14 protein-coding genes are annotated in these 12,396 nt (G+C 67.1%); 10 read left to right on the top strand and 4 right to left on the bottom strand.

Annotated features, from left to right (window positions below):
• Positions 1-13: 13 nt before the first annotated feature.
• The 4 genes from GGR43_RS19775 to GGR43_RS19760 all read right to left on the bottom strand — a co-directional run bounded on the left by GGR43_RS19775 (position 14) and on the right by GGR43_RS19760 (position 3,876).
• On the bottom strand, positions 14-613 hold the full coding sequence (locus GGR43_RS19775) for a nuclear transport factor 2 family protein (protein WP_188073535.1): 600 nt from the start codon (positions 611-613) through the stop codon (positions 14-16).
• A gap of 38 nt (positions 614-651) precedes the next feature.
• Positions 652-1,788, bottom strand: a complete 1,137-nt coding sequence (locus GGR43_RS19770) for an NAD(P)-dependent alcohol dehydrogenase (RefSeq protein WP_188073534.1) — start codon at positions 1,786-1,788, stop codon at positions 652-654.
• Positions 1,778-3,238 carry an aldehyde dehydrogenase family protein gene (locus GGR43_RS19765; protein ID WP_188073533.1) on the bottom strand — a complete coding sequence of 487 codons (1,461 nt, stop codon included), beginning with the start codon at positions 3,236-3,238 and terminating at the stop codon, positions 1,778-1,780. The genes GGR43_RS19770 and GGR43_RS19765 overlap by 11 nt, the downstream gene beginning before the upstream one ends.
• Before the next feature lie 137 nt (positions 3,239-3,375).
• On the bottom strand, positions 3,376-3,876 hold the full coding sequence (locus GGR43_RS19760) for a flavin reductase family protein (protein WP_188073532.1): 501 nt from the start codon (positions 3,874-3,876) through the stop codon (positions 3,376-3,378).
• A 118-nt stretch (positions 3,877-3,994) separates the two neighbouring features.
• Between GGR43_RS19760 and GGR43_RS19755 the strand changes: the two genes are divergently transcribed.
• The 10 genes from GGR43_RS19755 (at position 3,995) to GGR43_RS19710 (ending at position 12,388) form a co-directional block, all read left to right on the top strand.
• Complete coding sequence (locus GGR43_RS19755; RefSeq protein ID WP_188073531.1) at positions 3,995-4,477, top strand: MarR family winged helix-turn-helix transcriptional regulator; 483 nt, start codon at positions 3,995-3,997, stop codon at positions 4,475-4,477.
• 63 nt (positions 4,478-4,540) lie between these two features.
• Positions 4,541-5,752, top strand: a complete 1,212-nt coding sequence (locus GGR43_RS19750; protein WP_188073530.1) for an acyl-CoA dehydrogenase family protein — start codon at positions 4,541-4,543, stop codon at positions 5,750-5,752.
• 98 nt (positions 5,753-5,850) lie between these two features.
• Entirely contained in the window at positions 5,851-6,828 is a 978-nt protein-coding gene (locus tag GGR43_RS19745) for an amidohydrolase family protein (RefSeq protein WP_188073529.1), read from the top strand.
• A 96-nt stretch (positions 6,829-6,924) separates the two neighbouring features.
• Positions 6,925-7,521 carry a VOC family protein gene (locus GGR43_RS19740; RefSeq protein WP_188073528.1) on the top strand — a complete coding sequence of 199 codons (597 nt, stop codon included), beginning with the start codon at positions 6,925-6,927 and terminating at the stop codon, positions 7,519-7,521.
• Between the two features lie 89 nt (positions 7,522-7,610).
• Entirely contained in the window at positions 7,611-7,928 is a 318-nt protein-coding gene (locus GGR43_RS19735; protein ID WP_188073527.1) for a putative antibiotic biosynthesis monooxygenase, read from the top strand.
• Between the two features lies 1 nt (position 7,929).
• On the top strand, positions 7,930-8,520 hold the full coding sequence (locus GGR43_RS19730) for a malonic semialdehyde reductase (protein ID WP_188073526.1): 591 nt from the start codon (positions 7,930-7,932) through the stop codon (positions 8,518-8,520).
• A 27-nt stretch (positions 8,521-8,547) separates the two neighbouring features.
• Positions 8,548-9,147 (top strand): nuclear transport factor 2 family protein, encoded by a 600-nt coding sequence (locus GGR43_RS19725; protein WP_188073525.1) that lies wholly within the window; start codon positions 8,548-8,550, stop codon positions 9,145-9,147.
• 20 nt (positions 9,148-9,167) lie between these two features.
• Positions 9,168-10,076, top strand: a complete 909-nt coding sequence (locus GGR43_RS19720; RefSeq protein ID WP_188073524.1) for an MBL fold metallo-hydrolase — start codon at positions 9,168-9,170, stop codon at positions 10,074-10,076.
• 128 nt (positions 10,077-10,204) lie between these two features.
• The gene (locus GGR43_RS19715) at positions 10,205-10,855 is read left to right on the top strand and encodes a nuclear transport factor 2 family protein (RefSeq protein WP_188073523.1); all 651 of its coding nucleotides are present in this window, start codon (positions 10,205-10,207) and stop codon (positions 10,853-10,855) included.
• A gap of 120 nt (positions 10,856-10,975) precedes the next feature.
• Positions 10,976-12,388, top strand: coding sequence for an MFS transporter (locus tag GGR43_RS19710; RefSeq protein WP_188073522.1), 1,413 nt, complete (start codon positions 10,976-10,978; stop codon positions 12,386-12,388).
• Positions 12,389-12,396: the final 8 nt, after the last annotated feature.

Here is a 12,396-nt window from a genome sequence, read left to right as displayed (position 1 = left end):
CTCTGCAGGTCTATCAGGCGGCGGCCAGCCATTCCAGTTCGCCGGCGCGCAGCTGCGATACCATTTCCGGCCGATCGATACCGGGAAGGTCATCGGTCACGGCAATGCCCAGATTGGCGAGATTGGCCGAGGTGTAGCGATAGCTGTCGCGATAGGCGGCGAGTTGCGCCTCGTCGAAAACGGGCTGCCTGTTGGGGTTGCGTCCGTGAATCTCGTCCTTCATGTAGAGGCAGCGCAGCCCGGCGATCAGCCAGCGGTCGCCGTCGCGCTGCGCCCGCCAGAACAGGCGGACGAAGCCTTCGAAGCTGATCTCCACCCCGTTCATCATCGAAAAGCTGCGCAGGATGCACGGCGTTTCGGATATCGCGCGATCCTTGCGGACATTGACGACCGGCGGGGTCATGATGTGGAAGTTGACCGACCCTTCGCGCACCGCCTTCCGGCTCTGCGCGACGAACTCGGCCCCGCTGCCACGAAACCACGACACCTCGACCACCGAGTCCGGATGATAGCAGGCCGCCATCTCGTCCCACTGGCGGTTGTCGCGGGCCAGCCGTTCGCGCAGGATGATATCCGCCACGTCGATCCGGTCAAAACGTTCCTGCTCGTGCATCAGTGCGTTACTCCTGTTCTGTATTCCTGTCGGGGCTGTCAGCCGGCCGTCATCGTCAGCACCGCCTTGATGACGCGGCCTTCCAGCGACGCGGCGCGGGCCTCGTTGATCTGGTCGAAGGTGAAGGACGACACCAGCTTTTCGATCGGCAGGCGACCCTTGCGGTACAGCTCGATCAGCCGGGGAATGGCCGTGCGCGGATTGGCGTCGCCCTGATTGGTGCCGACGATATGCAGGCCGCGCGCGACCACGTCGGTCACGTCGAAGCTCGCCCGCTCGCCCATCGCCGGGACGCCGATGACGACGCAGGTGCCGGTCGAGGCCAGCGCGGCGATGGCGGATTCGAGAGCGCCCCGGTTGCCGCTCGTCTCGATCGCGCCGTTGAGGCCGGCGCCGCCGGTCAGCCGCGCGATTTCGGCGGCGACATCCTGCCTGCTCGCGTCGATCACATCGGTGGCGCCCAGTTCCAGCGCGGAGGCGAGGCGTTGCGGATGCACGTCCACCGCGATGATCTGCGCCGCGCCGGTCAGCGCGAGGCCCATCAGCGCGGACATGCCGACCGCGCCCGCGCCGAACACCGCGACCCTGTCGCCATTGGCCGGGCGCAGCACGTCGGTCGCCGCGCACACCCCGGTCTGGATGCCGCAGCCGAGCGGCGCGAGGATGGTCGCCGGAATATCCTCCGGCACCGGGATCACCCCGCGCGCGGCGGTCGCGACATGGCGCGAGAAGGAGGACTGGCCGAAGAAATGGCTGTGGAGCGGTCGGCCTTCGCAGCACAGGCTGCTCGACCCGTCGCTGCGTCCGCCGCCGACCAGGTTGAGCACCGGCCATTCCCGGCAATAGCTCGGCCTGGCGTCGATGCAGGCAGGGCAATGGCCGCAGGAGGTGAAGGAGATGACGACCCGCTGGCCTATCTCCACATCGGTCACGCCCGCGCCCCTGTCCACCACATGGCCGACGCCCTCATGGCCGAGCACGCCGGGCAGCGGGAAGGGGATGCTGCCCGATTGCGCGGAGAGGTCCGCATGGCACATGCCGCAGGCTTCCAGTTCGACGACCACCTCGTCGGGCCGGGGCGCGGCGAGGGTGACGGTCCGGAGGACGAAGGGTTCGTTGGGCGCGGCCACGACCGCCGCCTGCGTTTCCCGCGCGCCGGGTTCTTCAGTGAGCATGGGGAATGAAGTCCTGCGTGATCTGCTTATATTCGAGGAATTCCTCGATCGAGGCGAGGCCGCCGAGACGGCCGGAGCCGCTGGCCTTGAAGCCGCCCTCCTCGAACTCCACCGCCAGATTGGCCCAGCTGTTGATCGAGATCAGCCCCGCGTGCAGGCGGCGGGCGACGCGGATCGGCCGGTCGACGTCGCGGCTCCACACGCAGGCGGACAGGCCGTATTCGCTGTCGTTGGCGAGCGCGATCGCTTCCTCCTCGGTATCGAACAGCTGAAGCGTCTGCACCGGGCCGAAAGTCTCGTCGCGGACGATGGAAAGGCCGGTGCCGTCCACCTCCAGCAGGCAGGGCAGGTAGAAGGCGCCCCCGGCCAGCGCCGGATCGTCCGGGCGCCCGCCGCGCACGATCGGTTTCGCGCCCGCCGCGATCGCCGCCTCGACCAGCGCATCGACGCGGTCCACCGCCGCCTTGTCGATCAGCGGGCCCATATGGCTCTGCGGGTCGGCGGCGGGGCCTGCCCGCACCGCGCGGAAGCGCTCGGCCAGCTTCGCGCGCAACGCGTCGGCGACGCCGCGCTGCACATAGATGCGGCTGCCGGTCATGCAGAACTGCCCGGCGAAGACGGTGCAGGATTTCTCCAGCACCGGCAGCACGGCGGAAAGGTCCGCGTCGTCGAAGATGAGGTGCGGCGTCTTGCCGCCCAGTTCGAGGCCGACCCGCTTCAGATGATCGGCGGCAGCGCGGGCGATGGCGCGCCCGGTCGCGGTGCTGCCGGTGAAGCTGATCGCGGGCACATGCGGCGAATCGACCAGCAGCTTCGCCCCGTCCGCGCCGGATTCGACGAAGATGTTGACGACGCCCTTGGGTATGTCCGCCACCGAGCCGACGATCTCGGCGATGAGCGCGGCGCTCTGCGCCGCCTGATGGGGCAGCTTGACCACCGCCGTGCACCCCGCCGCCAGCGCGGGCGCGAGCGCGCGGATGGTGAGATAGGCGGGCGAGTTCCACGGGATGATGAGGCCCGCTACGCCGACCGGCTCGCGGATCGACATCGACTGCTGGCCCGGCCGCGTCTCCATCACCCGGCCGAAATTATGCATGGCGAGGCCCGCTGCGAAGCGCAGCGCGCGCGGGATGAGCGAGGCCTCGAACGTCGCCTCGCCGCGCACCTTGCCGTTCTCGCGGCAGAGCGTGTCGATGACCTCCTGCAACCGCGCGTCATAGGCGTCGGCGAGATGGGAAAGGGCGGTCGCGCGCAGATAGTTGTCGTTGCGCCACGCGCTGGTCTCGAAGGTTTCGCGCGCCACGTCGATCGCGCGCTGCACGGTGGCGACGCTCGCCTCGCAATAGCGGCCGATGACCTCGCCCGTCGCCGGGTCGGTGCTGTCGCGCCATTCGCCGCCATGCACCCATTCCCCGGCGATCCACTGTCCCACGTCCCGCAAAGCCGTCATCCCGCATCCTCTCTGGCTGCCGCCGGGCTGCTTTCCCCGGCCGGTGAATCATCATTTTTCTGCATTGTCGCCGGATGGCCGGCCCAGTCATATTTGCAAACGCAAATGTCGTCAATTCGGCATCGGCAAAAGCCGGATCACGCCGCCGCCTCCAGCGGGGCGCAGCGGCCGTAGGAGCCGTTGCCGTAGAGGAGAGGGCGGATGTCCTCGCTCACCAGCGTCGATTCCACCTCGCCGATGAAGATGGAATGCGAGCCATATTGGATCGCGTCCTGCTTGCGGCAGAAGATGCTGGACTGCGCGTCGGCGATATAGGGCAGGCCATGCTCATCCTCCGCCCAGCTGCCGTGCAGGAACCGCTCCTCCGGCGCGAGCTTGCCGGAAAAGACGTTGGACAGCGCGACCTGCTCTTCCCGCAGCAGGTTGACGCAGAAGCGGTCCGTCTCCGCCAGCAGGTCGTGCAGCGAGCCGGAGCGGTTGACGCAGACGAGCAGCGAGGGCGGATCCATCGACAGCGAGGTGACGGCGGTGGCGGTTATGCCATGGCGCCGTCCCTGCCCGCTGGTGGAGATGATCGTGACGGTGGCGGCGAGTCGGCGCATGGCGTCACGAAAAGAGGCTTCCTGTTGATACATCATGGCGTATAATCCTCATCCGTTACATCAATTATTATTTGCAAATGCAAACCATGTCAATGTCCTTCCTTTCCCGCCTTGCGGCCTTCTTCAGGAGCCTTGTTTCGATGAGAGTTGATCCATGTACGCGTTGAACGAATCGCTGGCCTTCCTCCTCAATCGCGCGGGCGTCGCGGTCGCCAGCGCGTTTACGCAGGAACTCAAGGATTGCCGGCTGACCCTGCCGATGTGGCGGGTGCTGGCGGCGCTCTGGGGGACCGGCGAGCAGACGCTGAGCGGCCTTTCCGAGGTGATAAGCGTGGAGGTTTCTACCCTTTCCCGGCAGGTCAGCACGCTGGTGGAGCGGGAACTGGTCTATCGCCAGCAGTCCGGCGTCAACTGGCGCTCGGTCAATATCAGCCTCACCCCGGCGGGGCGCGCGCTGGTCGAGCGGATCCTGCCCTCGGTCACGCGGCATGAGGCGGCGGCGCTCGACGGCATCAGCCCGGCCGACGTGCGCAGGCTGAAGACGCTGCTCAACAAGATCTACACCAACCTCATCTCGCTGGACCAGGTCCACCCGCTGGATACGCAGGACGGCGACCGGAATCAGATTACGACTTGACTCATTTGCCAATGCAACTGATAACCGATCCATCGAAATGCTCGATGGAGAGGAATGATCGGCATGAGCAATGCAGCGAGGATCGTCGAAAGCGACCCTGTTTCCGGGCTATTCGCGGCGGCGGAAGATTTTGGCCGGCTCGCCCGTGAGCAGGCGTTGCGGATCGAGACGGATCGTCGCGTGCCGCAGGAACTGATCGAGCAATTCCGCGAGGCGGGGCTGTACCGGGTGCTGCAACCCCGGCTGTTCGGCGGCTATGAGGCCGGGTTCGAAGCCTTCGCCGGCATCGTGTCGCGCATCGCGCGGGGGGATGGGTCCGCCGGCTGGGTGTTCAGCGTGTGCGCCGTCCACCAATGGCTGATCGGCCTGTTTCCGGAGGAAGCGCAGGCGGATGTGTGGGGGAACAAGCGCGATGCGTTCGCGGCCGGATCCTATGCGCCGTCGGGCAAGGCGGTCGCCGTCGACGGCGGCTACCGGATGACGGGCGCATGGGGCTTCGCTTCGGGTTGCGACACGTCCGACTGGCTGCTGCTCGGCTCGATCTTCCCGTCCGACAAGGCGGGGGAGCCGCCCTTCGCGGGCTTTTTCCTGGTGCCGGCCAGCGATTACCGGATCGATCCCGACAGCTGGCAGGTGGCCGGGCTGGCGGGCACGGGCAGCCGCACCGTCTATCTGGACGATGTGTTCGTGCCCGCGCACCGGGTGCTGAGCTTCGCCGCGGGCACGTCGGGCGTGGCGCCGGGCGTGGCGGTCAACAGCAATCCGCTCTACCGCATCCCGTTCATGGCCTGCGTGCCCACCTGCCTCGTCGCGCCGACGCTCGGCATGGCGGAAGGGGCGTTCGACCTCTATCTGGAGGCGACCGGCAACCGCTCGACGCGCGGCGCGGTCGCCGGAGGCAACAGCCGGATGATCGAATTCGCGACGATCCAGATGCGCGTGGCCGAGGCCGCCGCCAGCATCGACGCGGCGCGCACCATCCTGATGCGCGACATCGCGGAGACGCAGGGCATCGCGGCATCCGGGCAGGACATCAGCCTCGACGTCCGCCTGCGCAACCGGCGCACCCATGCCTTCGCGGTCAGGCTGCTGGTGCAGGCGGTCGACGCGCTGTTCTATGGTTCGGGCGGCAATGCGCTCGATCTCAACCGCCCGCTCCAGCGCTTCTGGCGCGACATTCACGCGGCGGGCGTCCACATCAGCACCAACTGGGACGCGGTTTCGACCATGTACGGGCAGCATGTCCTCGGGCTGGAGCCGAAGGGGCAATATTGAGAGGGCGCCTGTCGAGGCCCCCATTTTGACGGGCGCCGTCGCGCGCTTCGTTTCCGGCTTTTTCCGGCGCGGGCAAACCGCCGCCATCAGGAGGGATCATGCAAGGCAAAATCGCCCTTGAGGAACATTTCGCGCTTCCAGAAACGCTGGAGGATTCCAGGGGGTTCTTCCCCGACACCATCTGGGACGAACTGCGCGCCCGCCTGCTCGACATTCAGGACCGGCGCCTGCGGGAGATGGACGAGAACGGCATCGAGCTGATGATCCTGTCGCTCAACGCCCCGACCATTCAGGCGATAGCCGACCCCGCCGCCGCGCGGGAACTGGCGCGGCGCGCCAACGATTATCTGGCCGAAGAGGTCGCGAAAAGGCCGGACCGGTTCCGCGGCTTCGCGGCGTTGCCCTTGCAGGACCCCGCCTTCGCCGCCGAGGAGATGGAGCGCTGCGTGCGCGACCTGGGCTTTGTCGGCGCGCTGGTGAACGGGTTCAGCCAGGTCGGCGACGAGGCGACCGTCACCTATTATGACGGGGCGGAATACCGGCCCTTCTGGCGCACGGTCGAGGCGCTCGGCGTGCCTTTCTACCTGCATCCTCGCAATCCGCTGCTGCCCCATGCGCGCATCTTCCAGGGGCATGAATGGCTGATGGGGCCGACCTGGGCCTTCGGGCAGGAAACGGCGGTGCATGCGCTGCGGCTGATCGGCTCCGGCCTGTTCGACGACTGCCCGAAGCTGCAATTCATTCTCGGCCATATGGGCGAGGGCCTGCCGTTCAGCATGTGGCGCATCGACAACCGCAACCGCTGGATGGACCTGCCCCCGACCTACAGGGCGCGGAGGCTGATCGGCGACTATTTCCGCGAGAATTTCCACCTGACGACCTCCGGCAATTTCCGCACCCCGGCGCTGGCCGACGCGATCGCGGAAATCGGCGTGGACCGCATCATGTTCTCGACCGACTGGCCGTTCGAAAATGTCGATCACGCCGCGAACTGGTTCGACGCCGCCGAGATATCCGACGCTGACAGGCGGAAGATCGGGCGGGATAATGCCCGCGCGCTGTTCGGGATCGAATAAGCGAAGGCAAGGCTTGCGTTGCCCTGCATTCGCTCATACATTTGAATTTGCAAATGGATAGGGCGGGCCTGAAAACCGCCCTGTAAGGAGAGTATCATGCCGACTCTGGAAACGGCTTCGGAACAGACGTCCGATGCCGCCGTGTCGCCGGTCAAGCTGGCGCATATCGTCCTTCGCACCGCCAGGTTCGAAGAACTGGTGAACTGGTACAAGGCGGTGCTCAACGCCAGGGTCGTCTATGACGACGGCGGCCTCGCCTTCCTGTGCTATGACGACGAGCATCACCGGGTCGCGGTGATCAATGTGCCGGGCGTGGGCCCGCAGCCCGAAGGCATAGCGGGCGTGCACCATTTCGCCTTCACCTATGCGGGCCTAGGCGATCTGCTGAAAAACTATATGCGGCTGAAGGATCTGGGCATCCTGCCGGTCTGGTCCGTCAATCACGGGCCGACGACCTCCATGTACTATGCCGACCCCGACCAGAACCAGGTCGAATTGCAGGTCGACAATTACGATACTGTGGAAGAGGCCGGGGAATTCATGTTCACGCCCGCCTTCAACACCAATCCCATCGGTGTCGATTTCGACCCGGAGGAATTGTACCGCCGATATCAGGCCGGCGAGGACGAAAGGGCGCTCAAGATGCGCCCCGCCAGCGGGCCGCGCGGGGTGGACGGCATCCGGTTGCGCTGAGCGGCCGCCGCGCCGCGCGCGGATGGATGATACCATGTTCGCACCCTCCCGGCCGGGACGGTGCAGATCGATCGGGGAGAAGAAGGACGATGTATATCCGCGCGGCATATTGGCTGGGCAGGCCGAAGCAGGGGCAGGAGGAAAGCTTCCGCGAGATTATTTCCGGTGAACTGGTGCCGACCATGCGCGGCTTTCCCGGCGTCAGCGGCGTCAAAATCCTGTGGCCGGAACAGCATGAGGACGGCGCCCCGCCGGTCTATTGCCAGGTTCTGGTCGAATTCGCCGACGAGGCGGGCCGCACGGCGATGATGACCTCGCCGGAACGCACGGCGCTGCGCCCGCGCGTGCTGGACGCGGCGGGCCTGTTCGACGGCGTGCTGGCCCATATCGATTTCGAGGTGAAGTGACATGACCGTGATCGACCGGACCGCGCTCGACAGGCTGTTCTACGAAGCCCGCTCCCAGAATGGCTGGCAGGCGGGCGAGGTCGGCGACGACCAGCTGAAGGCCGCCTATGAAATCGCCAAATGGGGTCCGACCTCGATGAACACCCAGCCGATGCGGCTGCTGTTCCTGCGCTCGGCAGAGGCGAAGGAGAGGCTGCGCCCCGCCATGTCGCCCGGCAATGTCGACAAGGTGATGACCGCGCCGGTCGTCGCGCTGATCGCCTTCGACGAGGCCTTTTACGAGCAGCTGCCCAAGGTGTTCCCGCACAACCCCGACGCGCGGGCCGTGTTCGCGGGCAACGAACCGCTGATCAAGGGCACCGCGTTCCGCAACGGCACGTTGCAGGCGGCCTATTTCCTGCTCGCGCTGCGCGCGGTCGGCCTCGACGCGGGGCCGATGTCGGGCTTCGACCCGGCGAAGGTGCAGGAGGAATTCTTCGCGGGCACGACGCTGCGGATCAACTTCATCTGCGGCATCGGCCATGGCGACCCGGACAAGGTCTACAACCGGTCGCCGCGGCTGGATTTCGAGGAAGTGGCCAGCTTCCTCTAGGGGCGCGGCGGCAAGAAGGACAGGCATATGGCGCAACAGGATCTGCAAGACCGCACCGCGATCGACACCCTCATCCAGTTCGAGCGCACCGCGCGCGACACCGGGCAATGGGATGTGATGGCGCAATGCTATCATCCCGATTCCCTCGTCGAGGTGTCGTGGTTTCAGGGCTCCGGCAAGGAATTCGCGGAGCGCAGCAGCCAGATCGCCGGCGGCAAGGTCTATACCTTCCACCAGATGAGCCCCGCCGCCGTGACGGTGCGGGGCGACCGGGCGCTGGCGGAAACCGGATGCTGCATCCACGCGCTCAGCGATCTGGACGGGGTGGAGATCGACCTTACCAGCCACACCCGGCTGCTCTGGCGTGCGGTGCGGGAAGGGGGCGAATGGCTGCTCTTCGGCATGCGGGCCTATTATATCAGCGACACGATCGTGCCCATCAATCCCGGCCAGCCGCTGGTGATCGATCAGGATATGTTCGGCGGCATGCGCAAATCCTATCGCTGCATCGCCTATTCGATGGCGCGGGCGGGCTTCGCGGTGCGGGACGACCTGCCCGGCATCGACCGGCCGGAAACGGTGGCGGCGCTGCGGGTGCAGGAACAACAATGGCTGGCCGAGGGCTGAAGCCTGTCAGGAGAATGGATATGAGCACTCCAGCGCGGCTGGCATCCGGCCAGGAGGACGAACTGTTCCGCAAGCTGACGGTCGGCACGCTCGATTGCGTCGCGCTGAGCGACGGCTATGTCGAAGGCCCCCTCAGCATAGCGGCGCCCGAAATCGCCGAGGACGAGCTGAAGGGCTTCCTTGCCGACCATGGCCAGAACACCGATCGGAACCGCACGACCATCACCTGCCTGCTGGTCCGCGACTATCGCGGCGAGGACGTGCTGGTCGATTCCGGCATCGGCACGCTGCCCGGTCCGGACAGCCTGCCCATCGCGACGGCGGGCCGCCTGCCCAGGGCGCTGGCCGCCGCCGGGATCGATCCGGCGTCGATCAGGACGATCCTCATCTCCCACATCCATCCCGACCATATCGGCGGGCTGTTCGATAACGACGACCGGCCGCTGTTTCCCAATGCCCGCTATCATGTCAGCCAGGAAGAGGTCGATTTCTGGGGGCGGGAGCCCGACCTCAGCGGCACGCTGATGCCGCCGCCGATGCGGGTGGAAACCATATGGGCGGCCCAGCGCTTCCTCGCTCTCGGCAAGGACCGGCTGGTGATCTTCCGCGCGGGGGAAGAGGCGATGCCGGGGGTGGGGACCATATTGCTCGACGGGCATACGCCGGGGCAGGTGGGCTTCCTGTTCGACGCGGGCGACGACAAGCTGTTCTACACCGCCGATGCCGCGGGCAATCGCTATATCTCGGTCGAGCGCCCGGACTGGCGCTTCTCGTTCGATACCGATGCGCCGCTGGCGATCGCCACGCGCAAGCGGCTGATCGATCTGGCGATCGAGACCGGCTGGTCGATGTTCACGCCCCATTTCACCTGGCCCGCGCTGGGCCGGATGACGCGGCAGGACGGTCTGGCGGTCTGGCGGCCGAGCTGAGCCGCCATGGCCGCGTCCGACATGGGGAGGGACGGCGCGAGGCTATCAAGGGCGCGATGGCCGCATCCCTGCTGGCGCTGCTGCCGGAGCAGGCCGGCGGGACGGTTTCAGCAGGAGGAGCAGGCAGAATGGCGTCATCGGATCAGGATATTTTCAGCCGCCTGAAGGACCCTGCCGGGGTGCTCGACCGCTATGCGGTCAGCGAGGTGCTGATGCGCGAGCGGCTGGCGCGCGAAATCGGTGATTTCGACGAGGAGGACGCCTGCTTCCTGCCCGATGCGACGGTCGAGGTGTCGTGGTTCAAGGGCAGCGCCGCCGATTTCGTCGATGCCGGGCGCAAGGCTGCGGCGGCGGGCCGCCGCGCGGCGGTCTATTTCGATTCGATGAGCCCCGCCGTGGCGAAGGTGAACGGCGACCGCGCGATCGCGGACGCGTCCTGCGCGGTCCACAGCTTCCTGCCGCTCGGCGGCGTCGAGGCGGCAATGACGAGCTATACACGGCTGCTCTACCGGGTGCGGCGGGTCGATGGCGAATGGCGCATCGCCGCGCTGCGCGGCATCTACATCCGTGATGAGCTGCAAGCGTGCAACCCGGTGCAGATACCGGAGATAGACGAACGGAAGCTGAACGGCTTCCGCCCGTCCTACCGCCATCTGAGCTACATTCTCGAAGCGCAGGGGCGCCCGCTGCGGGACGACCTGCCCGGCGTCGACCGGCCCGAAACGGCGGCGGCGCTGCGCGCGGCCGACCGGGACTGGCTGGCGGGCGGCGCGGGCTGAGCGCTCTTCGCCGCCGCGCCCCGGCCCGGCTTCCGTCCGGCCGCACGCTTTATAACTTGCAACTGCAAACAATGCGGCATAGGATCGGCGCGGAAACGAAAAAGGCGAGGAGAGACGAGGGTGACGGATTCTGTCTGGAAGGATGAAGGGGATCAGGGCGCGGCCGGTTCCGGCGAGCGGGATCCCCGGCCTGCGCTGCTCACCTCGCCGATGAGCCTCGCGCAGAAGATCGGCATCGCGATGACGCTGCTGATCACCGCCGCCGACGGCTTCGATATCCTCGCCGCCAGCTTCGCGGCGCCGGGCATCATGGCGGAATGGAAGGTCACCCACGCGACCATCGGCATCATCCTGGCGATGAACCTCGTCGGCATGGGGCTGGGCGCGCTGCTCATCTCGCCGCTGGCCGACCGGATCGGGCGGCGGCGCACCATCCTGCCCTGCCTGCTGCTGGTTTCCGCCGCGATGCTGCTGTCCTGCCTGACCACCGGGCCGGTGGAACTGGCTGCGCTGCGTCTGGTGACCGGCCTCGGCATCGGCGGCATGGCGGCGCCGACGCTGTCGCTGGCGACCGAATATGCGAACCTCAAGAGCCGACCGCTCGCGGCGGCGGTGATATCGATCGGCATGCCGCTGGGCGGCATGTTCGGCGGGGCGACCGCATCCTGGCTGCTGCAAAGCCACGACTGGCGCGCGGTGTTCATCGCCGCCGGACTCATCACCCTGTCCCTCGGCGTCGCGGCGACGGCGCTGCTGCCGGAATCGGTGGACTATCTGATGAGCCGGGGCGGTGAGCGCAACCTCGCCACGCTCAATCGGGTGCTGCGCCGCTTCGGCCAGCCGCCGCTCAGCCACCTGCCCGCCAGCGCGGCGCGCGAGGCCGCCGACGGCGGCCGGCAGGGCAAGCGCAGCGGCGGCCCCGCGATCTTCGCGCGCGGGCTGCGCGCGACGACGATCGCGATGATCGTCATCAACTTCACCCAGATGATGACGATCTTCTATTTCATGAGTTGGCTGCCGCAGATGGTCGCGGACATGAAATTCTCCGGCGCCGATGCGGCGGGGGTCAGCATCTATCAGAACATGTTCGGCATCGTCGGCGCGGTCGGGGTCGGCCTGCTGGGGCGGCGCCTGCCGATCGTGCCGCTGGCGCTGACGATGATGGCGGGAACGGCGTTCGCGATCATCCTCTTCACGCTGCTGCCCGCCAACCTCGCCCTGCTGAAGGTGGGCGCGGGCTTCGAGGGGCTGATGGCGCTGGGCTGCTCGGCGGCGATCTACGGGGTGATGGCGCGGGCCTTCCCGACCGCCAACCGCTCGACCGGCATCGGCATCGCCTATGCCTTCGGTAGATTGGGCAGCGTGGCGGCGGCGGTGGTGCCGGGCGTGCTGTTCACCGGCGGCTGGTCGGCGGTCGCCGTCGCGCTCGTGATGTCGATCGGCTCTGTGGTGGCGATCTCGGCCCTGCTGTGGTGGCGCGCGGACAGCGGCCACCGGCTGAAGGCGGCCGAGCCGGTGCCGAGCCCCGCTTGAGGAAAGCG

This window comes from Sphingobium jiangsuense (assembly GCF_014196495.1).
GTDB classification, from domain to species: domain Bacteria; phylum Pseudomonadota; class Alphaproteobacteria; order Sphingomonadales; family Sphingomonadaceae; genus Sphingobium; species Sphingobium jiangsuense.
The sequence above is the reverse complement of the archived record's forward strand: the minus strand, read 5'-3'. Positions and strand labels throughout refer to the sequence as shown.